The sequence below is a fragment of the Pseudomonas sp. UW4 genome (assembly GCF_000316175.1).
Taxonomy (GTDB): domain Bacteria; phylum Pseudomonadota; class Gammaproteobacteria; order Pseudomonadales; family Pseudomonadaceae; genus Aquipseudomonas; species Aquipseudomonas laurylsulfatiphila.
Window position 1 is genome coordinate 5,246,666 of the sequence record NC_019670.1, and the last position, 23,703, is coordinate 5,270,368.

Consider the following 23,703-nt stretch of genomic DNA (forward strand, 5'->3'; position numbering starts at 1 on the left):
CAGCCTGCGGCAGCTCCTACAGGGGCATCGCGCAAGTCCGGGGATTGGGTAAATTGGCGGGCCGGTTATGTTTGGCCTAAAGCTTGTGTCATGATGATCCGACCGCAGGTTAGTCGTCCTCTTCCTATATGAATAGATCTTCCGCGTTGCTCCTCGCTTTTGTCTTCCTCAGCGGCTGCCAGGCCTTGGCACCCGTTTCGTCGGACGGTACGCCGCCGGTTGAAGACAGCACCCCGGCCCCTGAAAAGCCGAAGGTCTACAGCTCCTTCAGCGAGGAAACCGTCTTCAGCCTGTTGAGCGCCGAACTGGCTGGCCAGCGCAATCGTTTCGACATTGCCCTGGACAACTATGTGACCCAGGCCATCAACACCCAGGATCCGGGCATCTCGGAGCGGGCATTCCGTATCGCCGAATACCTGGGCGCCGACCAGGCTGCCCTGGACACCGCGCTGATCTGGTCGAAAAACGCCCCCGACGACCTCGAAGCGCAACGCGCCGCTGCCGTGCAACTGGCCCGCGCCGGGCGTTATGACGACTCCATGGTCTATATGGAGAAAGTCCTGCAAGGCAAGGGCGACACACATTTCGACTTCCTGGCGCTGTCGGCGGCCGACACCGACCAGGACACACGCAACGGCCTGATGAAAAGCTTCGACCGCTTGCTGCAGCGCCATCCGAACAACAGCCAGCTGATTTTCGGCAAGGCGCTGCTGATGCAACAGGATGGCGACACCAAAGGCGCACTGAAACTGCTGGAAGACAATCCACCGGACGACGGCGAAATTGCCCCGATTCTGCTGCGCGCACGCCTGCTGCAAACCCTCGATCGCGGTGACGAGGCCTTGCCGCTGCTGCAGAAAAGCATCAAGAAATACCCGGACGACAAGCGCTTGCGCCTGACTTATGCGCGGATGCTGGTTGAACAGGACCGCATGGACGACGCCAAGGCCGAGTTCTCGAGCCTGGTTCAGCAGTACCCGGAAGACGACGACCTGCGATACTCCCTGGCACTGGTCTGCCTGGAAGCCAAGGCGTGGAACGAGGCCAAGGGTTATCTTGAAGACCTGATCGCCCGGGACAGCCACGTCGACTCGGCGCACCTGAACCTCGGCCGCATCGCCGAAGAACAAAATGACCCGCAAGGCGCATTGATCGAGTACGCCAAGGTTGGCCCGGGCAACGATTTCCTGCCGGCGCAATTGCGTCAGGCCGACATCCTGATAGACAACGGCAGGACCGCCGAAGCCCAAAGAAAGCTGGCGGCAGAGCGCGACGAGCAGCCGGATTACGCGATCCAGTTGTACCTGATCGAAGCCGAAACCCTGTCCGCCAACAATCAGGGCGACAAGGCCGGGAGTGTTCTGCATCAAGCCTTGCAGCAATACCCGGACGATTTGAACCTGCTCTACACTCGTGCCATGCAGGCGGAAAAACGCAATGACCTGGCGCAGATGGAAAAAGACCTGCGCACTATCATCAAGCGCGACCCGGACAATGCCATGGCGTTGAACGCCCTCGGCTACACCCTGTCCGACCGCACCACGCGCTACGCCGAAGCCAAGGCCCTGATCGAGCAGGCGCACCAGATCAGTCCGGAAGACCCTGCGGTACTCGACAGCCTTGGCTGGGTGAATTACCGCCTGGGCAATCTCGACGAAGCCGAGCGCCTGCTGCGCCAGGCCCTGGAACGCTTCCCCGACCAGGAAGTCGCCGCGCACCTGGGCGAAGTCCTGTGGGCCAATGGCAAACAGCGCGAAGCCAGACAGGTCTGGGGCAAATTCCTCAAGGAACAGCCTGACAGCCCGACCCTGCGTGGCACCATCAAACGCCTGACCGGATCAGAGACTCTTTAAGATTATGTTTTTGCGCCATTTCATCGTTTTCGGTTTTATCGCCCTGCTCGCTGGTTGTGCAGGCCTTGGTCCCCGCGAATCGGTCGAGGGTCATGGCAACGCCGCCCAATGGCGCGAGCACAAACAGCAACTGACCGGCCTCGATGGCTGGCAGATCGACGGCAAGATCGGCATCCGTGCGCCGAAAGACTCGGGCAGCGGCACGCTGTTCTGGTTGCAGCGCCAGGATTACTACGACATTCGCCTGTCCGGACCACTGGGCCGCGGTGCGGCTCGCCTGACCGGACGCCCGGGCAAGGTGTCGCTGGAAGTCGCCAATCAGGGACGCTACGACGCGCCGAATCCGGAAGTGCTGCTCGAAGAACAGCTGGGCTGGAAGCTGCCGGTGTCCAATCTGGCCTGGTGGGTACGCGGGCTCCCCGCGCCGGACAGCAAAAGTCGCCTGACCCTGGATACCGACAGTCGCTTGGCCAACCTCGAGCAGGATGGCTGGCAGGTCGAATACACCGACTACACCCAGCAAAACGGTTACTGGCTGCCCGAGCGCATCAAGCTGCATGGCACCGACCTTGACGTCACCCTGGTGATCAAGGCCTGGCAACCACGCAAACTGGGGTCATGACATGCCAGCCAATCGCCTGACTTTGCCGTCTCCGGCCAAACTCAATTTGATGCTGCACATCCTGGGTCGCCGCGAAGACGGCTACCACGAACTGCAAACGATGTTTCAGTTTCTCGATTACGGCGACGAAATCACCTACGCCCTGCGCGATGACGGTGTCATTCAACTGCACACCGAATTCGCCGGCGTGCCCCACGACAGCAACCTGATCGTCAAGGCCGCGAAAAAACTTCAGGAGCAATCCGGTTGTTCGCTGGGCGTCGATATCTGGATCGAAAAGATCCTGCCCATGGGCGGCGGCATTGGCGGCGGCAGTTCGAATGCCGCAACGACTTTGCTCGGCCTCAATCACCTGTGGCAATTGGGCTGGGATGAAGATCGCCTGGCTGGCCTGGGATTGACGCTGGGCGCCGACGTCCCGGTTTTCGTTCGTGGTCATGCGGCTTTCGCCGAGGGCGTGGGGGAGAAACTGACCCCTGTCGACCCGGAAGAACCGTGGTATCTGGTGCTGGTACCGCAAGTCTCTGTAAGTACGGCAGAAATTTTTTCAGATCCGTTGTTGACACGTAACACTCCTCCCATTAAAGTGCGCCCCGTTCCCAAGGGAAACAGTCGAAATGACTGCTTGCGGGTGGTAACAAGGCGTTATCCAGAGGTACGTAACGCTTTGAATTTGTTAGGTAAATTTACCGAAGCAAAACTCACCGGAACTGGAAGTTGTGTGTTTGGGGGCTTCCCAAGCAAAGCTGAAGCTGATAAAGTCTCGGCCCTTCTGACAGAGACCCTTACAGGTTTTGTAGCAAAAGGAAGCAACGTTTCGATGTTGCATCGCAAGCTTCAAAGTCTGCTCTAAAGGAACCGATTACCGGGTAATCGTTGCAACAGATACAGGGGCGTCGCCAAGCGGTAAGGCAGCAGGTTTTGATCCTGCCATGCGTTGGTTCGAATCCAGCCGCCCCTGCCATTTTCCTATACTCATCCAGGTTACCCTCAGCCTTCAGGTACTGCGCGTGTCCAAGATGATGGTCTTTACGGGGAACGCTAACCCCGATCTGGCTCGGCGTGTCGTACGTCAGCTGCATATCCCTCTCGGTGACATCTCTGTCGGTAAATTCTCCGACGGCGAAATTACCGCCGAGATCAATGAAAACGTCCGCGGTAAAGACGTCTTCATTATCCAGCCGACTTGCGCTCCGACCAACGATAACCTGATGGAACTGGTAGTGATGGCTGATGCCTTCCGCCGCTCCTCGGCTACTCGTATCACTGCTGTTATTCCTTACTTTGGTTATGCCCGTCAGGATCGCCGTCCGCGTTCCGCACGTGTGGCTATCAGCGCGAAAGTCGTGGCTGACATGCTTACCGTAGTCGGCATCGACCGTGTTCTCACGGTTGATCTGCATGCTGACCAAATCCAGGGTTTCTTCGATATTCCGGTAGATAACATCTACGGCTCCCCGGTTCTGGTGGATGACATCGAAGATCAGCGCTTCGAAAACCTGATGATCGTGTCCCCGGACATTGGCGGCGTCGTGCGTGCACGTGCCGTTGCCAAATCCCTGGGCGTGGATCTCGGGATCATCGACAAACGCCGTGAGAAAGCCAATCACTCTGAAGTGATGCATATCATCGGTGATGTCGAAGGGCGTACCTGTATTCTGGTCGATGACATGGTCGATACCGCCGGCACCCTGTGCCACGCGGCCAAGGCCCTGAAAGAGCATGGCGCTGCCAAGGTTTTCGCCTACTGCACGCACCCTGTGCTGTCGGGTCGGGCAATCGAGAACATTGAAAATTCCGTGCTGGACGAGCTGGTGGTGACCAACACCATTCCGCTGTCCGCTGCAGCACAAGCCTGTGCGCGTATCCGCCAACTGGATATCGCACCGGTAGTTGCCGAGGCGGTCCGCCGCATCAGCAATGAAGAATCGATCAGCGCGATGTTCCGCTAAGGGCCCTGCCCTTCTCGAAATATCTCGTTGACGAAAAGCGCCCCGCCCCGGCATTCCTGTCGGGGCGGGGCTTTTTTGCCCATATCGCCTTTAGCGCTGGTCGCAAACGCTGGGGCGAGTGTGGTTATTTTGGAGATACAACATGAACGATTTTACTCTGAATGCTGAAGTGCGTTCCGACCTGGGGAAAGGTGCGAGCCGCCGCCTGCGTCGTCTCGCAAGCCTGGTTCCAGCTGTAGTTTACGGTGGCGACAAAGCCCCTGAATCCATCAGCATGCTGGCCAAAGAAGTTGCCAAACTGCTCGAAAACGAAGCGGCTTACAGCCACATCATCGAGCTGAACGTTGGTGGCACCAAGCAGAACGTCGTGATCAAAGCCCTGCAGCGTCACCCGGCCAAAGGCCACGTGATGCACGCTGACTTCGTACGCGTAGTCGCTGGCCAGAAACTGACCGCGATCGTTCCAGTGCACTTCATCAACGAAGAAGCACCGACCAAGAAAGGCGGCGAAATCTCGCACGTTGTTGCCGAGATCGAAGTTTCCTGCCTGCCGAAAGATCTGCCTGAGTTCATCGAAGTCGACCTGGCTAACGCTGAAATCGGTTCGATCATTCACCTGTCGGACCTCAAGGCGCCTAAAGGCGTTGAGTTCGTGGCCCTGGCACACGGCGATGACAAGGCTGTTGCCAACGTCCACGCTCCACGTGTTGCTCCAGAAGCTGCAGAAGGCGCTGCAGAGTAATTTTATTCTGTACGCCGGAGTGACCGGAAACATCGCGGACTAGAGCATAGCGAGAAAGCGGGCGAGAACGCGGAGTTTACATCATGGTAAATGAGCAATTTTCGTCCACTTTCGCCGCTCTCCCTGATTGCGGCGATGTTATCCACCACTCCAATGAAGGGCCCCTATCGTGACTGCCATCAAACTGATCGTTGGCCTGGGAAATCCAGGCGCTGAATACGAACAGACCCGGCATAACGCAGGGGCCCTTTTTGTTGAGCGCATCGCGAACGCACAAGGCGTGAACCTTGTGGCGGACCGCAAATATTTCGGCCTGACCGGGCGCTATTCGCACCAGGGTCAGGATGTTCGTCTGTTGATTCCCACCACGTACATGAACCGCAGCGGCCAAGCCGTGGCGGCACTCGCCGGTTTCTTCCGCATCAAGCCTGAAGAAATCCTCGTGGCGCACGACGAACTCGACCTGCCTCCAGGCGTTGCCAAGCTCAAAGTGGGCGGCGGCCATGGCGGTCACAACGGGTTGCGCGACATCATTGCGCAACTGGGCAATCAGAATACCTTTCACCGCTTGCGGCTTGGCATTGGCCACCCGGGCGTTGCCAGTATGGTTTCAAATTTCGTCCTGGGTCGTGCGCCACGCGCCGAACAGGAAAAACTCGATGCCAGCATCGACTTTGCCCTCGGCGTGCTGCCGGATATCCTCGCCGGGGAATGGAACCGCGCGATGAAAAACCTGCACAGCCAGAAGGCCTGACTCACTCCTCGGGGAAAACACCATGGGATTCAATTGCGGCATCGTCGGTCTGCCTAACGTCGGCAAGTCCACCCTGTTCAACGCCCTGACCAAATCCGGGATCGCGGCCGAGAACTTCCCCTTCTGCACCATCGAACCGAACAGCGGTATCGTGCCGATGCCGGATCCGCGTCTGGAAGCCCTGGCAGCCATCGTCAATCCAAAGCGCATCCTGCCGACCACCATGGAATTCGTCGACATCGCGGGCCTGGTTGCCGGCGCGTCGAAAGGTGAAGGCCTGGGCAACAAGTTTTTGGCCAACATCCGTGAAACCGATGCCATCGCCCACGTGGTCCGCTGCTTCGAAGACGAAAACGTGATTCACGTCTCCAACAGCGTCGACCCGAAACGCGACATCGAAATCATCGACCTGGAACTGATCTTCGCCGACCTCGACAGCTGCGAAAAGCAACTGCAGAAAGTCGCGCGCAACGCCAAAGGCGGTGACAAGGACGCCGTGGTCCAGAAAGGCCTGCTGGAGCAACTGATTGCTCACTTCACCCTTGGCAAGCCTGCACGCAGCCTGATGAAGACCATGAGCACCGACGAAAAAGCGGTGATCAAGGGCTTCCACCTGCTGACCACCAAGCCGGTCATGTACATCGCCAACGTCGCTGAAGACGGTTTCGAAAACAACCCGCACCTGGACGTGGTCAAGGCCATCGCCGAAGAAGAAGGCGCCATGGTTGTACCGGTGTGCAACAAGATCGAAGCGGAAATCGCCGAACTCGATGACGGCGAAGAGAAAGACATGTTCCTCGAAGCACTGGGCCTCGAAGAACCTGGCCTGAACCGCGTGATCCGCGCCGGCTACGAAATGCTGCACCTGCAGACCTACTTCACCGCCGGTGTCGAAGAAGTCCGCGCCTGGACCGTGCGCGTCGGTGCCACCGCACCTCAAGCCGCTGGTGTGATCCACACCGACTTCGAGAAAGGCTTCATCCGCGCCGAAGTGATCGCCTACAACGACTTCATCCAGTACAAGGGCGAAGCCGGTACCAAGGAAGCCGGTAAATGGCGCCTGGAAGGCAAGGACTACATCGTCAAGGACGGCGACGTGATGCACTTCCGCTTCAACGTGTAAGCCACACGCCCATGAAAAAGCCGCGTTTGATACGCGGCTTTTTTGTGCCCGACACAATCGTCCGCCACACCTCCGCCCCATTGTGGGAGCGAGCCTGCTCGCGAAGGCGGTGTATCAGCCACATGCAATGTCGACCGACACTCCCTCTTCGCGAGCAGGCTCGCTTGTATGGTAGGACTTGAAGGGAGGAGGAGGGACAAGGCTCGATTCTGACTGTTGACGCAGTACAGACCGTGGGAGATATCGCCCCTCCTCCTTTCACCCAAGCGCCGATAAAGAATGCATCTGGCTAGACCGACGATAGGAACAAGCCTGCGCCTCTGGGTGAGCCCTTCAAGTGCTCAAACCTTATCCCGGAGGAAATCCTGTGGCAATGCCGGTCTCTCTATCAAAACCGATCGTGGGTGTGGATGTCGCCAAGAATGAACTGGTGATTTATCAGTCTGATGGTGATTTGCTTGAAGAGATTGCCAACACCAAAACATCCATCAAGCAGTGGCTGAAGGCGTTGTCGGGGACGGTGGCTATTGCCATTGAGGCGACCAACATCTACCACCTGGACTTCGCTGATCTGGCCTATGAGGCCGGTTGCACGATTTACATGGTGGGAGGCTATGAACTCAAACATTATCGCGAAGGCGTGAAAATCCGCGCCAAAACCGACGCACTGGATGCCAAGCTACTGGCTCGTTACCTGAAGAACGAATCCGAGGAGTTGCGTCCTTGGACCCCGCCCTCACCGCTGTACCGCCAGCTCCTGAGCCTTTTCCGCCGTCGCGCAGCCTTGGTCCAGGCCAGGGTCGGCCTGGTGCAGAGCTGGTCGAATGAGCCGCTGCTCAAGGCGGCTTTTGCCGAGCAAGTGAAGTCCATGCAGCAGCTTGAGACGCTGATCGAAAAGACGATCAACGATCAGCTCAAAGAAGCCGGTTTGCTCGGTCAATTGAAGCGCTGCCTGAAAGTTGAGGGTATTGGTTTTTTGACTGGGGCCCGCTTGATAACCGCATTTCAGCGAGGGGATTTTAGAAACGCGGATGCATTTATCGCCTTCCTGGGCATGGATTTACGGGTGGCGAAATCAGGGCAGAAGGACGCTCGCCGCAGTTTGACCAAGCGCGGTGACCCCGAGGCCCGCCGACTTCTGCACAATGCAGCGATGTCGGCTAGCCGTACGAAAGCCTGGAAAGGGTATTACGAAGAACAAAGAACTCGGGGGTTCAGCACCACTCAGGCGTTGGTGATGCTGGCTCGCAAGCTTGCTCGGGTGGTATTCGCCTTGCTGAAAGGGCAAAGCGAATATCAGCCAAAAGCCAGTTGAGGGCTTTCCCTCAACCATAGAATCTCCCACAGGGATTGATGTTGGGTCAGGCCTTTTTGGTCCGTGGCAGGAAGATCGCCAACACCCCCAGCAGCGGCAGGAACGAACACAGGTAATACACGTATTCGATGCCGTGAATATCCGCCAGATGGCCCAGCAACGCCGCACCAATCCCGCCGAAACCGAACATCAAACCGAAGAACACCCCGGCAATCATCCCGACATTACCCGGCACCAGTTCCTGGGCGTACACCACGATGGCCGAGAATGCCGAGGCGAGGATGAAGCCGATGACCACGCTCAGGATGCTGGTCCAGAACAGATCGACATGGGGCAGCAACAAGGTGAAGGGTGCAACGCCGAGGATCGAGAACCAGATCACTGCCTTACGCCCGATCCTGTCGCCGATCGGCCCGCCAAAGAATGTCCCCGCCGCTACCGCACCAAGGAAAAGGAACAGGTGCAACTGCGAACTGGCGACCGACAGGTCGAACTTCTCGATCAGGTAGAAGGTGAAATAGCTGGTAAGGCTGGCCATGTAGAAATACTTGGAGAACACCAGCAACCCGAGCACGACCAGCGCGCTGGTCACTCGGCCCTTGGACAAGCCGTGAGTCGCTGCCTGACCTTGCTTGAGCTTGAACAGGTTCAAGTGGTTGGCGTACCAGCGGCTGATCCGGTACAGCACGAACAACGCAAACACCGCGAACAGGCCGAACCAGGCCACGTTCCCTTGACCGTAGGGAATGATGATCGCTGCCGCCAGCAAGGGGCCAAACGCCGAGCCCGCGTTACCGCCAACCTGGAAGGTCGATTGCGCCAGCCCGAAGCGCCCGCCCGAAGCCAGTCGCGCCACGCGGGACGCTTCAGGGTGGAAGGTCGAAGAACCGATGCCGATCAAGCCCGCCGCCAGCAAAATCAGCGGGAAGCTGCCGACCACCGACATCATCAGAATGCCGACCAGGGTGCAGACCGTACCCGCCGGCAGCAACCACGGCTTGGGATGGCGGTCGGTGTAGTACCCCACCCACGGCTGCAACAGCGAGGCCGTCAACTGGAACGTCAGGGTGATCAGGCCGACCTGGGTGAAGGTCAGGCCATAGCTGGCCTTGAGCATCGGGTAAATCGACGGCAGCACCGACTGGATCAGGTCGTTGATCAAATGCGCCAGCGCCACCGCACCGATGATGCGCATCACCAAGGGGCTGCTTTGGGGCGTAGCGGACGCCGGCACTGAGCCGGTCTGGGTGTTGCTGATAGCCATGGGAATTTCCAGACAACAGGAGGTACAAACGGGCAGGTGCGTCAATGTGCCATTTTTCAGTGCGGCAACGCCATCCCCTTAGCCTGCTAACGACCTCGGTTTTCATCGTCACAACATTGATGGCGCAACGCCATGGTCTGAATCTTGCCTTCTTTGTCGGCTTGAACGCGGCTTCCTTACAAAGGAGGCCGACAATGGGAAGTTTCGCCACAGAGTCAGCCTACAGAGCAGACAGGGTGAACTTTCGAGGCCTTTTTAGCGGGCACAAGTCGGCGGTGCAACAACCTCCGACGCACGCCAATGGTGCGTGGTGTCCAGAGGAGTTTTGGGGCATGCAGGCTTTTTTATCACCGGGGATCGCACTGCTGGGGCGATTCGGCTTCGCACGTAAATTTCAGCTGTTGTTTTTGCTGTTCATCCTGCCCTTGGCCGGCAGCCTGTGGATGATCGGCCAGGACTATCGCGACAAACTCAGCCTGATCTCCGGCGAACGCGCCGGGGTGCGGCAATTGCTGGCCCTTGATGCACTGGATGACCTGCTCGCCGCCCAGCGCGATCGCGCCGCCCGCTGGCGCGCCACGGAAACCAATCGCCAGCCGACACCGGCCACCCTCGCCGCGATGGCCGCCTTCGATGCGGTCCAGCCCGCCGTCAGCCAGGCCACTGCCGAACTGGGCAATGCCCTGCAAAAAGAAGCAGCCGAGAGCGAAACACTGAGCCGTTATCAGGCCCTGCAAACCGCCCTTGATGGCCTCGACTCAAAAAGCCTGAGCAGCGTCGGCTGGTGGCCGGATGGTTACGATCGCTTCACCAACGCCCTGAGCGCCCTGCAAGCCTTGCGCGAGCAGATCGCCATGGACAATCGCCTGACACTGGCACCCTGGCTCGAAACCTATTTGCTGACGCAGATCTCCACCCAACACGCACCCGACCTGATCGAACGGGTCGGTCGCTTGGCGGCGGTGGGCCAGGCGTCGGTAGTGTCCGGGCAGTTCACCCTGCAAAGCCGCCTGCAACTGCGCGACCTGCGCAGCCGCATCGGCGATGCACGGGAGCAGCTTGTGAAAACGGCGGGTCTGCTCGAAGCGCGCTTGCCCAGCGCCCTGCAAACCTGGGCCGGGCAATACCACGACAGCCTCAAGCGCCTGGATGCGGGCCTGAAGGTACTGGATGACGGCGTGTTCGGCGGCAGCATCAAACTCAAGCCAGAGGACTTCGAACGCAGCCTCGACGCCCTGCTCTCTGACCTCGCCTCGTTGCGCCAGCAATCGCTGGTGTCGCTGGATCAACGCCTGGATTACTACCACGACTCGGCGATCCGCCAGTTCATTGTGGTGGCCGTCGTGTTCGGCTGCCTGCTGTTGGCCGCGCTGTATCTGTTCATCTGCTTGCAGGCCTCGATCCGCCGCAGCGCCAGCGGCATCACGGTACTGGCCGAGGCCTTGCGCGATGGCAATCTGAGCCTGCAAGTACCGGTTCAGGGGCGGGACGAACTGGCGGTCATCAGCACCGCGCTGAACGTCGCCGTGGTGCAACTGCGCACCAGCCTGCAAGGCGTGGATCACGAAACCCTGCAACTGAGCCACGCGGTGCAATCCCTCAACCATCACTCCAGTGACGCCCTGGGCGAAGTCGAAGCCCAGCAGTTGCAGATCAGCCAGATTGCCGCGGCGGCGACGCAACTGGCCGCCACCTCACAAGGGGTCGCCCACAGTTGCGAACAGGCGTCCGGCAGCGCCCAGCACACCCGGCGCATTGCCGCCGACAGCAGCCGCGACAGCCAGCGCACCACCGCGAGCATCCAGCAGCTCAATCAACGCCTGAACGAAACCGCTGCGGCATTGGGCCGGGTCAGCGAGCAAGGACAGCAGATTCAACTGGTGGTCGACACCATTCGCGGCGTCGCCGAGCAGACCAACCTGCTGGCCCTCAACGCCGCCATTGAGGCGGCGCGGGCGGGCGAACAAGGGCGTGGCTTTGCGGTAGTGGCCGATGAAGTACGCAGCCTGTCGCAGCGTACTCAATCGTCGACCGCACAGATTGCCGGCACGGTCGACAGCCTGCGTCACACCGTGAACGAGGCCGTCAACCTGATGGAGGCCGCGTGCACTCAGGCAGAAAGTGATGCACAAGCGGTCACCGGCCTTGGCGAACGGCTCGGGGAAATCGCCAGTGCCGTGCAGAGTGTCACCGATACCCTGGCGCAAATTGCCACGGCGGTGGAAGAACAGGCCAGTACCGCCGACGAAGTCAGCGGCAATATCCAGCAGGTCGATCAGGCCGCACTACGTTTGCTCGAAGGTGCCCGCGCAGTGAACCAGGCAGCGGACACCCTGAGCCAGGGCAGCAAAGCGTTAAGCGACAACACCGGGCGTTTCCGCTTGAGTTGAATCCGGCAGCCCTGCTCAGGCGCGGATCACCGCTTGCGGGAAGTCCTGCTCAAGCTCGGTCTTGAGCCAGTCGATAAACCACGCCACGTCCACCGACAGCGCGTGGTCGTTGTTGACGTAGGGCATGTCCGAATTGAGGTGGATGTCGAGGTCGTTGGTGGTTCCCAGCGCTGCCCTTCACCACTGCCTGGAAGGTGGATTTTGATAAACGGTTGAAAGCGCAGAGAAATATTTTAGATTTATGCTTGACGCATCCCCGTTACCGGTGAATAATGCGCGCCACTTGGCTACATAGCTCAGTTGGTTAGAGCATAGCATTCATAATGCTGGGGTCCGGGGTTCAAGTCCCTGTGTAGCCACCAAGTACTAAAAACGGCTTACCGAAAGGTAGGCCGTTTTTTTATGCCTGCGTTTTTTATGCCTGTATGTAGGAGCGAGCTTGCTCGCGATGGTTGTTAACGATAACGCGTGTTTACTGGTTAAACGCAGCGCTCTTGAGTCCATCGCGAGCAAGCTCGCTCCTACAATGTCGGTAATGCAGACAGCGCCCGCTCCCAGATCTGCCACGTGCGCAACCAGACCATCGACTGCCAATCGCTATCGGCCGGATAGAACTGCTCCAGCAGATTCAACTTGATCCCGCGCCCTGTTGCGTCACCCGGATTGCCATACAGATGCAGCCAGTGGTCATCGCGCAAATGGCGGTGAACGTCCGGCCCCGGATACGTTCCGCACTCGATGACGAAAGGCATCAAGCGCACCTGCGGCAGCGCATCGATCAACGCCTGCGAGGTGTAGCCGGTGGCCGTCGCCGCCACGCCGGTTTCGCTCAGGGTGTCGGCGCCGGTTTGCAGGCTGTAGAGCCAAGGCCCGTAGATCGCCTGCGCATCCGGCAGCGCCGGGTAGGCCGACTCGGTAATGGTCAGCAACATCGGATGACCGTATTCACCCGCGCCGGTGTGCAAGTCGAAACACATGGCCACTTCGGCATGGGCCAGGTGCTTTTGCACGATCCGGTGCAGCGTGCGGTTTGACCAGCTCGGCGCCAGCCCACCATAGAACAGGCCATCGGAGTGAGCATGCTGGCCGCCCTCGACAATCGACATCACCGCTGGCCAGCCATGCAGGCGAATCTGCTCGTCGAGCAAGGCATCGGCACGCTCTCGCTCGGGGCCGTGCAACTGTGGGCAGGCATAGATTTCATGCAGGGCGCTATACGCCTGGTTGTCCGGCAGCGGGCGCTGGAAATCCAGGTGATTGCGGTTCAGGTCGATGTTGTCTTCGTTGACCCGGCGCAACCACGCCATGCCCCAAGGGTTGATGGCATGGATCATGACCACGGCCACATCCTTTGGCAGTGAACGCTTGCCCAACTCCTGCAGCCATTTGATCTGGCAGCCCGAACCATAGAAGCCCTCAACCCCGTGAGTGCCGCTCAGCGTAATCAACAGACGCTTGGCGCCCGGATCACCCAACACCGCCACATCGGTACTCAGCGATTCATCGAACGGACCTTTGAGCGGGTGTGGATATTCAGTCAAGGTTGCGCCTGCGGCAGCCGCTGCGGCCAGGAACTGTTCACGCTGGGTGCGATAGCCGGGCTGGGTTGGAAACTCGGTGTGCATGTCTGCCTCTTGTTGATTTTCTGGCCTGCCTGTTGGCAACGACCCTACAGAAATTCCGGCCATTGATGAAGGACAAAAACGTCAGTGCCGTGGGACCCGGTTTGCGTCCCTCCCGGTCGGCCGATAAAGTCCACTGATCGTAGATCCAACGGACGGAGTACCCCACGTGTTCTCAACCTTCCCTTTGCGCCGCCATCGCCTGCCTGCCCTGGCACTGATTGTCAGTGCCTTGACCCTGGCCGCGTGCAACAACGCTTCGGTGCCGATGTTGCCGCTCGCCCCAGAAAGCACTTCCGGTTTCCGCACTGACCTGAAAACTCAACACGCCGAGAAATTCATGGCAGCGGCGGCCAACCCGCTGGCGACCGAAGCCGGGCGGGAGATGCTGCGCCGGGGCGGTTCGGCCATTGATGCCGCGATTGCGATGCAAGCGGTGTTGACGCTGGTCGAGCCACAGTCTTCGGGCATCGGTGGCGGCGCATTGATCGTACTTTGGGATGGCAAAGCCGTGCGCACCTACGACGGCCGTGAAACCGCCCCGGCCGGTGCCACCGAAAAACTTTTCCTGCAAGCCAATGGACAACCGATGGGCTTTACCCAGGCGCAGATTGGCGGCCGCTCGGTGGGCACGCCCGGCGTACTGCGTGCCCTCGAACTGGCCCATCAAAAACACGGACGCCTGCCCTGGGCGCAGCTGTTTGAACCGGCCATCCGGCTCGCCGAGCAAGGCTTTGCCATTTCACCGCGCCTGCACCAGTTGATCGCCGCAGATTCGTCCATGCCACGCTCTCCGGAAATGATGGCTTACTTCCGTAATGCCGATGGCAGCCCGAAAGCCGTTGGCACCAACCTGAAGAACCCGGCACTGGCCGCCGTGTTCAAACGCATCGCCCACGAAGGTCCGGATGCCCTGTACAAAGGCCCGGTCGCCGAGGAAATCGCCGCCAAGGTCCAGGGCCACGCCAACCCCGGCAGCCTGTCCCTGACCGATCTCGCCAACTATCAGGCCAAGGAACGCGCACCGCTGTGTACCGACTACAAACGCTGGCGAGTCTGCGGCATGCCGCCACCGTCGTCGGGCGGGATCGCCGTGGCGCAGATCCTCGGTACGCTGCAAGCCCTGGAAGCTCGCGACAAGCGCCTGGCGCTGGCACCGCTGAAACCGGTCAAGACCACAGCCCCGGCCGGCAGCGAACCCGACCCGCAAGCCGTGCACCTTATCTCTGAAGCCGAACGCCTGGCCTACGCTGACCGCGCGCAGTACCTGGCCGATAGCGACTTCGTGCCCGTGCCGGTCAAAGGCCTGGTCGACCCGGCCTACCTTACCAGCCGTGCCGCCCTGATCGGCGAACGCAGCATGGGCACGGCCAAACCCGGCACGCCGCCGGGCATCCAGGTGGCCTATGCGCCGGACCGTTCGCCACTGCGGATTTCCACCTCGCAAGTGGTGGCCGTCGATGACGCAGGCGGCGCCGTGTCGATGACCACCACCATCGAGTCAGCGTTCGGCTCGCACATCATGGTTCAGGGTTTCATGCTCAATAACGAGATGACCGACTTCTCGTTCATCCCCGAGGAAAACGGGCAGAAAGTCGCCAACCGCGTCGAACCCGGCAAACGCCCGCGCTCGTCCATGGCTCCGACCCTGATCTTCGACCGCCAGAGCGGCGAATTCCTCGCCACTGTCGGCTCCCCCGGCGGCTCGCAAATCATCGAATACGTGGCCAAATCCACCATCGGCCTGCTCGACTGGAATCTCGATGCGCAAGCGGCCATCAACCTGCCCAACTTCGGCAGCCGCAACGGCCCGACCGAACTGGAACAGGGCCAGTTCAGCCCCGCGCTGATTCAGGCGCTGAAAGACAAAGGGCACAGCGTGAGCGAAATCGACATGACCAGCGGCACCCAGGCGATTGTTCGGGTCAAGGACGCCCAGGGGAAAGCATCGCTGACGGGAGGTGCTGATCCGCGGCGTGAGGGGCAGGCGCTGGGGGATTGAGTCACGCGCTGGAATGATGAAAGGCCTGCCAGTGAGCAGGCCCTTTTTTGGGGTCTTCACCGGCCTGGAACTCACTTCATTTTCGACTCGGGCGCGGTCTCCTGTGGGAGCTGGCTTGCCAGCGATGGTCGTTAACGGTAACGCGTGTAAACCGGCTAAACGCGGCGCACTTACGTCCATCGCCAGCAAGCTGGCTCCTACAGCTTTCCGGGTCGCTTCATTTTCAGCGTGGGCACGGTCCCCTGTGGGAGCTGGCTTGCCAGCGATGGTGGTTAACGATAACGCGTGTAAACCGGATAAACGCAGCGCACTTGAGTCCATCGCCAGCAAGCTGGCTCCTACAGCTTTCCGGGTCGCTTCATTTTCAGCGTGGGCACGGTCCCTTGTAGGAGCTGGCTTGCCTGCGATGATGGTTAACGATAACGCGTGTGAACTGGATAAACGCAGCGCCCTTCAGCAGCGCACTTAACGACTGATCTTCAACCCCTGCCGAACCTGATGTTTTTCCAGCGCCAGTTCGATCAATCGCGTCACCAGCTCGCTATAGGTCATGCCGGTGGCCTGCCACAACTTCGGGTACATGCTGATGCGGGTGAAACCGGGCAGCGAGTTGATTTCGTTGATCAGCACTTCGCCGCTGTCGGTCAGGAACACATCGACACGAGCCAGGCCGGAGCAGCCCAGGATCTGGAACGCCTCGACGGCCAGGGCGCGAATGCGCTCGCTGGCGTCGACGCTGATATTGGCCGGCACCACAACTTCTGCGGCCGTGTCGTCGATGTATTTGCTGTCGTAGGAATAGAACCCGCTGCGCACCACAATCTCGCCGCAACCACTGGCGATCGCCTCTTCATTGCCGAGCACTGCGCATTCAATCTCGCGGCCGCTGACGGCAGATTCGATCAACACCTTGGTATCGAAACTCAACGCCAGCTCCACCGCTGCGCTGTATTCGGCCTCGTCGGTGACCTTGCTCACGCCCACGGAAGAGCCCTGGTTCGCCGGCTTGACGAACAGCGGCAAACCGAGCCGGGATTGAACCTCGGCAAACCCGGTGCGAGCCGCCGATGCGCGGGTCAATGTCACGAACGGCGTCACGGCCAGGCCGGCATCACGCAGCAGACGCTTGCTGATGTCCTTGTCCATGCAGACCGCCGAGCCGAGCACATCGGAGCCGACAAACGGCAGATCGGCCATGCGCAGCAAACCTTGCAGGCAACCGTCTTCACCCAGGGTGCCGTGGACGATCGGGAAGATCACATCGACATGACCGAGCAGTTCCTGACTGCTGGTTTCCACCAGTTGCTGGCTGGCCTTTCCTGGCACCACGGCGAGCTCGCGATTGGACTGATTGAGAGCGATCAGCGCCGGGTTTTCCTGATTCAGCAAAAAATTTGAAGGGTCGTTGAGGTGCCAGTGGCCTTGTTTGTCGATGCCGATCAGCACCGGCTCGAAGCGTGAGCGATCGAGGGCGTCGACGATATTCTTCGCCGACTGCAGCGACACTTCGTGCTCTGCCGAGCGCCCGCCAAAGATTATCCCTACACGCAGTTTTCTCATCGCCTGGCCTCCTGGTGAATGTGCTTACAACCTCAATAGTCGAAACCTTACGGCTGCAAGCTCTTGCCGTCCACCGGCTCGCCAATGGTCAGGAAGTGCCCGCCCGCCACGTGGTGCAAGGTGCGCAAGGCGTCTTGCCCTTCGAAGTGCCAGCGCCCTTCGCTGAACACGCGCTCGTCGGCCTGGGCGGCAATCACTTCGGCCAGGAACAGATCGTATTGCTGGTGATTGTTCGGCTCCGGCAACAGACGACATTCCAGCCAGGCCACGCAGCCCTCGAGCATCGGCGCTTCGACCGATTCACCGCTGAAGGTCTGCAAGTCGTAGGTCTCGAACTTGTCGCGCCCCTGGTCCTGGGTCAACTGCAGGCCGGAGGTCGAACCAACGGTCTGCACAATGTCGGCCTGGGCAGCGCAAGGAACATTCAGCACAAAAGTGCCCGAGGCTTCCAGCAACTGGCGAGTCCAGGTCGACTTGTCCAGCACCACGGCAATTTTCGGCGGCTCGAAATCCAACGGCATGGCCCAGGCTGCCGCCATGATATTGCGCCGACCATCGTGGGCGGCGCTGACCAGTACGGTCGGGCCATGATTGAGCAGACGATAAGCCTTGGACAAGGGAACCGGACGGCGGTGGGAAGCGCTCATGGAAGTCTGCTCCTGGGGGAAAAGAGCCGATTGTAGCGCCCACGTAACCCTGTGGGAGCGGGCTTGCTCGCGAAAGCGTCAGTTCAGTCACGGTTGCGTTGAATGACACACCGCTTTCGTCGGAACGCCGCCCGGAGCAAGCCCACTCCCACCAAGAGCTGATCGCAGGTCAGTTTGTGAGTTGATTGGCAAACTGCCCCACCGCATTGACCACTTTCTGTGCGCCGTCCTGGATCTCGACAATCACCGTGCCCGCTTCCGCCGCCAGTGCCAAGCCCTGTTCGGCCTGGAGCTTGCCATCGGTCATCAAGGCCACGGCGTTGCGCGCCATGTCCTGGTTCTGCCGCACCACGAGGACGATTTCGTCGGTGGCCTGGCTGGTGCGCGACGCCAGTTGCCGGACTTCATCCGCCACCACGGCGAAGCCACGCCCCTGCTCGCCCGCACGCGCCGCTTCGATGGCCGCGTTGAGCGCCAGCAGGTTGGTCTGTTCGGCAATGCCGCTGATGGTTTTGACGATGGTACCGATCACCAGCGACTGCTCGTTCAAGGCTTCGATGCCGTCGCCGGCGGTTTGCATGTGTTTGGCCAGGTCACGCATCACGTCCACGGCCTGGGTCACCACGGCGTTGCCGCGCTGGGCGCTTTGGTCGGTTTGCTGCGAGGTGCTGTAGGCAATGTTGGCCGCCTCGGCGACGGCTTGCTCCTGATTGACCTGATCGGTAATCACCGTGGCGAACTTCACCACTTTGTAGAGCTTATTGTTGGCATCGACCACCGGGTTGTAGGACGCCTCCAACCAGACCGGGCGACCATGGCTGTCGATACGTTTGAAACGGTCGGCCACGTATTCACCCGCGTTCAGCCGACGCCAGAAGTTCTGGTACTCGGCACTGTTGTAATCCTCCGGCAGGCAAAAGGTACGGTGATGCTTGCCCTTGATCTGCGCCAGGCTGTAACCCATGCCACTGAGGAAGCGGTCGTTGGCGGTCAGCACGTTGCCGTTGAGGTCGAATTCGATCACCGCCGTGGAGCGCACCAGCGCACCGATCAGGTTCTCGTGTTCGCGGGAGGCCTCGATGGTGCGGGTCAGGTCGCTGGAGAAGATCGAGAAACACTTGATCCGACCGTCCGCCGAGCGCACTGGCTGCAGGATCGAACGCAACCACGCTTCCTGACCCGAGCCACGCAACAGGCGTACCGCGCCGGCGAAGTGCTCGCCACGGGTCAACGCGCTCTTGAAGCGTTGCTGGAATTCGTCGAATTTCACGTGTTCCGGGACGAGGTCGTCGATGTGTCGGCCGATCAGGTCGGCGCTCTTGTAATGCATTTCGCCAAGGAAGTTCTGATTGACCGACTGAACCCGTCCATCGCTGTCGAGGGTCAGCACCAGCATTTCGCTTTCCAGGCTTTCCTTCACTTGCTGGAGGCTGGAGAGTTCTTCACGAAGAGCCGACAGCTCCTGCTTCAAGCGTTTATTGAACATGGGAAAGCACCGATGGACAGGGATGGAAAGCGATATGCAGCCTAACCATCGGCCTTGGAAAAATTTTCTTAAGCGTGTTTCAGGTTTGTCCTACAAAAATAGTGACGACGCGCCCGATCAATGCGCGCCAGCGGCAGAACAGCCCGCGATTCCTGGCATCCGCACACCGAAGTACGCCGCACTGCCCACGCCCACTGCGCCCATCACCGCACTGAACATCACGCAGATCCACGGACTCCACGGCATCAGGCCGATCAACAACAGCGGTGTGACACTCGCCCAGGCGGCGTAGGCAATGTTGTAGGTGAACGAGATGCCCGAGACGCGAATCCGCGCCGGGAACAGGCTGACCATCACCGATGGCACCGCGCCGACCACCCCGCAGGCCAGCCCTGCCACGGCGTAAGCCAGGCCGATCCAGTCGCCGCCCATGATCAGACAGCTGTAAAGCACACCGATGCCCAGCGGCAGCAGCAGGCTATAGAGCATCACCGTGCGCCAGGCGCCAATGCGGTCGACCAGCAGCCCGGCGAGCACGCAGCCGATGTTCAGGAACACGATGCCCAGTGCGCTCAAGGCGAAGGTATGGCTGGCGGTCATGCCAAAGGTTTTCTGCATCATGGTCGGGGTAATGACCACGAAAACCACCACGGCCGAGGTCAGCACACAGGTGAGAATCATCGCCGGCAAAATGGCCAGCCGATGCTCGCGCAAGACCGTGCGCAGCGGCAGTTCGCCGGCCGCCTCGCGCTGCGCCTGCATGGCCATGAACACCGGGGTTTCGCTGAGCCAGCGACGCAGCCAGACGCCGATCACGCCAAACACGCCGCCGAGCAGGAACGGGTAACGCCAGGCGTAATCGAGAATTTCCGCCGGAGTGAAGGCCTGCGCCAGGAAGGTCGCGGTCAATGCACCGATCAGATAGCCGAAAGTCAGCCCCGCCTGCAGGAAACCCAGGGCATAGCCCCGGTGACCGATCGGCGCATGCTCGGCGACGAAAACCCAGGCACTCGGCACTTCGCCGCCCACCGCCGCTCCCTGGAGAACGCGCAGGACCAGTAGCAACAAGGGGGCGAAATAACCGATTTGCGCGTAGGTCGGCATGATCCCGATCAGCAGGCAGGGCAACGCCATCATCAGGATGCTCAGGCTGAAGACTTTCTTGCGCCCCAGGCGATCGGCGAAGTGCGCCATCAGGATGCCGCCCAACGGTCGCGCCAGGTAACCGGTGACGAAAATCCCGAAGCTTTGCAGCAGGCGCAGCCACTCGGGCATTTCCGGCGGGAAGAACAACTGGCTGAGGGTCAGGGCGAAAAACACGAAAATGATGAAGTCGTAGATTTCCAGCGCCCCGCCGAGGGCGGCAAGCCCCAGGGTCTTGTAGTCCGAGCGGCTGAACGGCGCCGGGCGCGAATCGGTGTTGGCAGTCATGTAAAGAACTCTGGCACAGGCAAAAACCAAGGCGCCCATGGTCTACGCAAACGCGCTGGCGGACAACCCGTTAGACCAAAGTCCCATAGCCACAAATCAGCCCCGCAAAAATCCACGGCTTGAATTAATGTTGGCGTCTGTCCAGACGGGCGGTTGCCGCCCCGAAGACTACTACAAACATAAAAATTCGAGGTACCCCCGTGGCCGCTGATATCGAAGATAGCCGCTCCGCCCGCTTTGCCCTGCGCTGCTCAAGTTTTGCCGAACGCTGGTTCCCCGACTCCTGGGTGTTTGCTGCCCTGGCGGTGATTATCGTGGCGGTGGCCACCATGGCCATGGGCGCCAAGCCCACCGACGCCGCCATGGCCTTCGGTGATGGCTTCTGGAGCCTGATCCCCTTCACCATGCAAATGGCCTTCGTGGTGATCGGCGGCTATGTGGTTGCCAGTTCACCGCCGGCGGTGAAACTGATCGACCGTCTGGCGAAAATCCCGAAAAACGGCCGCTCTGCCGTGGCCTGGGTCGCGCTGATCTCGATGGTCGCCTCGCTGCTGAACTGGGGCTTGTCCCTGGTGTTCGGCGGATTACTGGTGCGCGCCCTCGCCCGCCGTACCGATCTGAAAATGGATTACCGTGCCGCCGGTGCCGCCGCCTACCTGGGGCTCGGTGCCGTGTGGGCCCTGGGCCTGTCGTCATCGGCCGCTCAATTGCAGGCAAACCCGGGTAGCCTGCCGCCCTCGATTCTGTCGATCACCGGGGTGATTCCATTCACCCAGACGATCTTTCTCTGGCAGTCCGGCGTGATGTTGCTGGCCTTGATCGTGATTTCGCTGATCATCGCCTACGCCACCGCCCCCGGCCCGACTTCGGCGCGTGACGCCAAGGCCTGTGGCGTCGACCCGAGTTTCAACCTGCCACCGCTGCAACCACGCACCCGCCCCGGCGAATGGCTGGAACACAGCCCGCTGCTGACGATTCTGCTGGTGTTGCTGGCTGCCGGGTGGTTGTTCCATGAGTTTTCGACCAAGCCGGCCATCAGTGCGATTTCCGGGCTGAACACCTACAACTTCCTGTTCATCATGCTCGGTGCCCTGCTGCACTGGCGCCCTCGCAGCTTTCTGGATGCCGTGTCCCGTGCGGTGCCGACCACCACCGGGGTGTTGATCCAGTTCCCGCTGTATGGCTCGATTGCGGCACTGATGACCACGGTCAAGGGCGCCGATGCGCAGACCCTGGCGCATCACATCTCGACCTTCTTCGTCAGCATTGCCTCCCACGACACCTATGCCGTGCTGATGGGCGTGTACTCGGCGATCCTCGGTTTCTTCATTCCGTCCGGTGGCGGCAAGTGGATCATCGAAGCGCCGTACGTAATGCAGGTGGCCAATGACCTGAACTATCACCTGGGTTGGGCGGTACAGATCTACAACGCCGCCGAAGCCTTGCCGAACCTGATCAACCCCTTCTACATGCTGCCATTGCTGGGCGTGCTGGGGCTGAAGGCGCGGGACCTGATCGGCTTCTCGTTCGTGCAATTACTGGTACACACGCCACTGGTGCTAGTGTTGTTGTGGGCACTGGGGACGACGCTGGCGTATTTGCCGCCAGTCATGCCGTAACCTGAAAGAAAGGGGCCGGTATTGATCGGCCCCTTGTTGTTCCGCCCGTCGGTTTCAGTATCTGCTGGTCTAATACGCTGAAAAGGATCTGAGCATGTTCAAACTTGCGGCACTCACCCTCGCAGCCTTCACCCTGAGCACCACCGCCCACGCCGATGTCAATTTGAAGCTGGGCACTACCGAACGCGTTACCCGCCTCTTCGCCTACCCCAACAATTGCAACGTGATCTGCTTTCGCAACTGGACGCTCGAGCAAACCGTCGAGCATTACCTGACTCAGAGCGTGCAGCGCGATGGCTACGGCGACGCGAAGGTTCTGGTCAAAAACGACAATGGTCAGCTCTACGCGCAAATCATCGGCGTGCCCAATAGCTATGAAAAACCTTTGGCAGCGCTGCTCGATGCCGGTGACCTGGCCTATAACGGCGCCAGCAAACTGAATGCCGACGGCAAGTGGGCGTACAGCTGGTACCTGTTCCTGCCGCTGGGCATGGCCCTGGAGAACCGCAGAAGTGTCGAGTTGCTGCACTTCCCGCCCGACTATTCGTTGACCCAGGCCCAGGATTACCTAAAGTCCGCCACCACGGATCGCTGGGCCTCGCTGCTCACCGTCAATGGCATCCCGGCCGAGCAGACGCCAGCCTTTCAGACCATCATCGACATCGCCCCTATAGCCGCCCCCTCCAACGCCGGCAAGGACCTGGAGGGCGTCTACAGCTACTTCAACGACTACCAGACCACCATGGTCAGGAACGTCAGCCTGCACTCCAGCGGTGAAACATTGCCGATGGTCGCCTTCGGCTCACCGGTGCGTAACTGGATCAAGCAACAATACGGGGCGACCGTGAATGTGCTGGGGCTGGCGACGATTAGCCCGAGTGACGGGGTGAAAGTGCGGGTGCTGGGCTCCAACCACCCAAGCTACATCTGGTATGCCGCCGATCCGGCAAGCTATTCCGGCAACGATGCCAAGGCCAAGGCCGATGCGGCGGGGCTGAAAGTCATGGGCCAGGATTTGAGTGCCGCCTGCTGGCAGGCCGTCATGGGCCGCCAACCGGACAGCAATGCCGATATCGAGCTGAAAACCTGCACACAAACCTGGCAAGTGGCCGAGAAGGAAAAAACCTGCGCATTGTTCTACACCTCGATTCGCAACCTGACGCCGGGACAAGCGGCGGCCAAATGCTCGACAGCAGCGATCCAGTTGCAGCTCAAACAGCTCAAGGCACCCGCACCGGCCACTGCCCTGCCCGCACCACCGCTGTAAACCGACTATCGGCAGTCCATCTGTCAGTTATGACAGTAGACCGCCCGCGATATC

Annotated in this window: 18 protein-coding genes, 2 tRNA genes and 1 pseudogene; 14 read left to right on the plus strand and 7 right to left on the minus strand. The window is 60.2% G+C overall.

Annotated elements, in window-relative coordinates:
* Positions 1–128: 128 nt before the first annotated feature.
* The 9 genes from PPUTUW4_RS23200 (at position 129) to PPUTUW4_RS23240 (ending at position 8,361) form a co-directional block, all read left to right on the plus strand.
* Entirely contained in the window at positions 129–1,853 is a 1,725-nt protein-coding gene (locus tag PPUTUW4_RS23200; RefSeq protein ID WP_015096819.1) for a tetratricopeptide repeat protein, read from the plus strand.
* Positions 1,854–1,857: 4 nt separating this feature from the next.
* Positions 1,858–2,475: a lipoprotein insertase outer membrane protein LolB gene (lolB, locus tag PPUTUW4_RS23205; RefSeq protein ID WP_015096820.1), complete on the plus strand. Its 618-nt coding sequence runs from the start codon at positions 1,858–1,860 to the stop codon at positions 2,473–2,475.
* Position 2,476: 1 nt separating this feature from the next.
* A complete protein-coding gene (gene ispE, locus PPUTUW4_RS23210; protein ID WP_015096821.1) occupies positions 2,477–3,328 on the plus strand; it encodes a 4-(cytidine 5'-diphospho)-2-C-methyl-D-erythritol kinase in 852 nt (283 codons plus the stop codon).
* Positions 3,329–3,364: 36 nt separating this feature from the next.
* Positions 3,365–3,439, plus strand: a tRNA-Gln gene (locus PPUTUW4_RS23215).
* 46 nt (positions 3,440–3,485) lie between these two features.
* Positions 3,486–4,427: a ribose-phosphate pyrophosphokinase gene (locus PPUTUW4_RS23220; protein WP_003171603.1), complete on the plus strand. Its 942-nt coding sequence runs from the start codon at positions 3,486–3,488 to the stop codon at positions 4,425–4,427.
* Between the two features lie 142 nt (positions 4,428–4,569).
* A complete protein-coding gene (locus tag PPUTUW4_RS23225) occupies positions 4,570–5,169 on the plus strand; it encodes a 50S ribosomal protein L25/general stress protein Ctc (RefSeq protein WP_007973891.1) in 600 nt (199 codons plus the stop codon).
* Between the two features lie 169 nt (positions 5,170–5,338).
* Positions 5,339–5,923 carry an aminoacyl-tRNA hydrolase gene (gene pth / locus PPUTUW4_RS23230; protein ID WP_007973893.1) on the plus strand — a complete coding sequence of 195 codons (585 nt, stop codon included), beginning with the start codon at positions 5,339–5,341 and terminating at the stop codon, positions 5,921–5,923.
* 22 nt (positions 5,924–5,945) lie between these two features.
* Positions 5,946–7,046 (plus strand): redox-regulated ATPase YchF, encoded by a 1,101-nt coding sequence (gene ychF, locus PPUTUW4_RS23235; RefSeq protein ID WP_015096822.1) that lies wholly within the window; start codon positions 5,946–5,948, stop codon positions 7,044–7,046.
* 373 nt (positions 7,047–7,419) lie between these two features.
* Entirely contained in the window at positions 7,420–8,361 is a 942-nt protein-coding gene (locus PPUTUW4_RS23240; protein ID WP_015096823.1) for an IS110 family transposase, read from the plus strand.
* Between the two features lie 46 nt (positions 8,362–8,407).
* On the opposite strand, the gene PPUTUW4_RS23245 is transcribed toward PPUTUW4_RS23240, so the two are convergent.
* Positions 8,408–9,625 (minus strand): MFS transporter, encoded by a 1,218-nt coding sequence (locus PPUTUW4_RS23245; RefSeq protein ID WP_015096824.1) that lies wholly within the window; start codon positions 9,623–9,625, stop codon positions 8,408–8,410.
* Between the two features lie 332 nt (positions 9,626–9,957).
* On the opposite strand from PPUTUW4_RS23245, the gene PPUTUW4_RS23250 reads away from it, so the two are divergent.
* On the plus strand, positions 9,958–12,015 hold the full coding sequence (locus PPUTUW4_RS23250; RefSeq protein WP_015096825.1) for a methyl-accepting chemotaxis protein: 2,058 nt from the start codon (positions 9,958–9,960) through the stop codon (positions 12,013–12,015).
* Positions 12,016–12,030: 15 nt separating this feature from the next.
* On the opposite strand, the pseudogene PPUTUW4_RS30640 reads toward PPUTUW4_RS23250, so the two are convergent.
* Positions 12,031–12,171: pseudogene (locus PPUTUW4_RS30640) on the minus strand (LysR family transcriptional regulator); the annotation flags it as partial.
* A 129-nt stretch (positions 12,172–12,300) separates the two neighbouring features.
* On the opposite strand from PPUTUW4_RS30640, the gene PPUTUW4_RS23255 reads away from it, so the two are divergent.
* A tRNA-Met gene (locus tag PPUTUW4_RS23255) sits at positions 12,301–12,377 on the plus strand.
* Between the two features lie 159 nt (positions 12,378–12,536).
* Here PPUTUW4_RS23255 and PPUTUW4_RS23260 read toward each other — a convergent pair.
* Positions 12,537–13,640, minus strand: a complete 1,104-nt coding sequence (locus tag PPUTUW4_RS23260; protein ID WP_015096826.1) for a DUF2817 domain-containing protein — start codon at positions 13,638–13,640, stop codon at positions 12,537–12,539.
* Between the two features lie 166 nt (positions 13,641–13,806).
* Here PPUTUW4_RS23260 and ggt point away from each other — a divergent pair, with 166 nt between their 5' ends.
* On the plus strand, positions 13,807–15,639 hold the full coding sequence (ggt, locus tag PPUTUW4_RS23265; RefSeq protein ID WP_015096827.1) for a gamma-glutamyltransferase: 1,833 nt from the start codon (positions 13,807–13,809) through the stop codon (positions 15,637–15,639).
* A 465-nt stretch (positions 15,640–16,104) separates the two neighbouring features.
* Here the strand turns inward: ggt and ddlA are convergent, their stop codons facing one another.
* From ddlA to PPUTUW4_RS23285, 4 genes are all read right to left on the minus strand, one after another.
* Positions 16,105–17,199 (minus strand): D-alanine--D-alanine ligase, encoded by a 1,095-nt coding sequence (gene ddlA, locus PPUTUW4_RS23270; protein ID WP_015096828.1) that lies wholly within the window; start codon positions 17,197–17,199, stop codon positions 16,105–16,107.
* A 47-nt stretch (positions 17,200–17,246) separates the two neighbouring features.
* Positions 17,247–17,846 (minus strand): flavin reductase family protein, encoded by a 600-nt coding sequence (locus PPUTUW4_RS23275; RefSeq protein WP_015096829.1) that lies wholly within the window; start codon positions 17,844–17,846, stop codon positions 17,247–17,249.
* A 169-nt stretch (positions 17,847–18,015) separates the two neighbouring features.
* Positions 18,016–19,332, minus strand: a complete 1,317-nt coding sequence (locus PPUTUW4_RS30575) for a PAS domain-containing methyl-accepting chemotaxis protein (RefSeq protein WP_015096830.1) — start codon at positions 19,330–19,332, stop codon at positions 18,016–18,018.
* Between the two features lie 117 nt (positions 19,333–19,449).
* Positions 19,450–20,763, minus strand: a complete 1,314-nt coding sequence (locus PPUTUW4_RS23285; RefSeq protein ID WP_015096831.1) for an MFS transporter — start codon at positions 20,761–20,763, stop codon at positions 19,450–19,452.
* Between the two features lie 200 nt (positions 20,764–20,963).
* On the opposite strand from PPUTUW4_RS23285, the gene PPUTUW4_RS23290 reads away from it, so the two are divergent.
* Both PPUTUW4_RS23290 and PPUTUW4_RS23295 read left to right on the plus strand, forming a co-directional pair.
* A complete protein-coding gene (locus PPUTUW4_RS23290; protein WP_015096832.1) occupies positions 20,964–22,382 on the plus strand; it encodes a TIGR00366 family protein in 1,419 nt (472 codons plus the stop codon).
* 94 nt (positions 22,383–22,476) lie between these two features.
* A complete protein-coding gene (locus tag PPUTUW4_RS23295) occupies positions 22,477–23,649 on the plus strand; it encodes a hypothetical protein (protein ID WP_015096833.1) in 1,173 nt (390 codons plus the stop codon).
* The last annotated feature ends 54 nt before the right edge of the window (positions 23,650–23,703 follow it).

Excerpts from the sequence above, each read along its gene's own strand:
- PPUTUW4_RS23200 (WP_015096819.1), top strand. The coding sequence starts at position 129 with ATGAATAGATCTTCCGCGTTGCTCCTCGCTTTTGTCTTCCTCAGCGGC.
- lolB (WP_015096820.1), top strand. The coding sequence starts at position 1,858 with ATGTTTTTGCGCCATTTCATCGTTTTCGGTTTTATCGCCCTGCTCGCT.
- ispE (WP_015096821.1), top strand. The coding sequence starts at position 2,477 with ATGCCAGCCAATCGCCTGACTTTGCCGTCTCCGGCCAAACTCAATTTG.
- PPUTUW4_RS23225 (WP_007973891.1), top strand. The coding sequence starts at position 4,570 with ATGAACGATTTTACTCTGAATGCTGAAGTGCGTTCCGACCTGGGGAAA.
- ychF (WP_015096822.1), top strand. The coding sequence starts at position 5,946 with ATGGGATTCAATTGCGGCATCGTCGGTCTGCCTAACGTCGGCAAGTCC.
- PPUTUW4_RS23240 (WP_015096823.1), top strand. The coding sequence starts at position 7,420 with ATGCCGGTCTCTCTATCAAAACCGATCGTGGGTGTGGATGTCGCCAAG.
- PPUTUW4_RS23245 (WP_015096824.1), bottom strand. The coding sequence starts at position 9,625 with ATGGCTATCAGCAACACCCAGACCGGCTCAGTGCCGGCGTCCGCTACG.
- PPUTUW4_RS23250 (WP_015096825.1), top strand. The coding sequence starts at position 9,958 with ATGCAGGCTTTTTTATCACCGGGGATCGCACTGCTGGGGCGATTCGGC.
- PPUTUW4_RS23260 (WP_015096826.1), bottom strand. The coding sequence starts at position 13,640 with ATGCACACCGAGTTTCCAACCCAGCCCGGCTATCGCACCCAGCGTGAA.
- ddlA (WP_015096828.1), bottom strand. The coding sequence starts at position 17,199 with ATGAGAAAACTGCGTGTAGGGATAATCTTTGGCGGGCGCTCGGCAGAG.
- PPUTUW4_RS23275 (WP_015096829.1), bottom strand. The coding sequence starts at position 17,846 with ATGAGCGCTTCCCACCGCCGTCCGGTTCCCTTGTCCAAGGCTTATCGT.
- PPUTUW4_RS30575 (WP_015096830.1), bottom strand. The coding sequence starts at position 19,332 with ATGTTCAATAAACGCTTGAAGCAGGAGCTGTCGGCTCTTCGTGAAGAA.
- PPUTUW4_RS23285 (WP_015096831.1), bottom strand. The coding sequence starts at position 20,763 with ATGACTGCCAACACCGATTCGCGCCCGGCGCCGTTCAGCCGCTCGGAC.
- PPUTUW4_RS23295 (WP_015096833.1), top strand. The coding sequence starts at position 22,477 with ATGTTCAAACTTGCGGCACTCACCCTCGCAGCCTTCACCCTGAGCACC.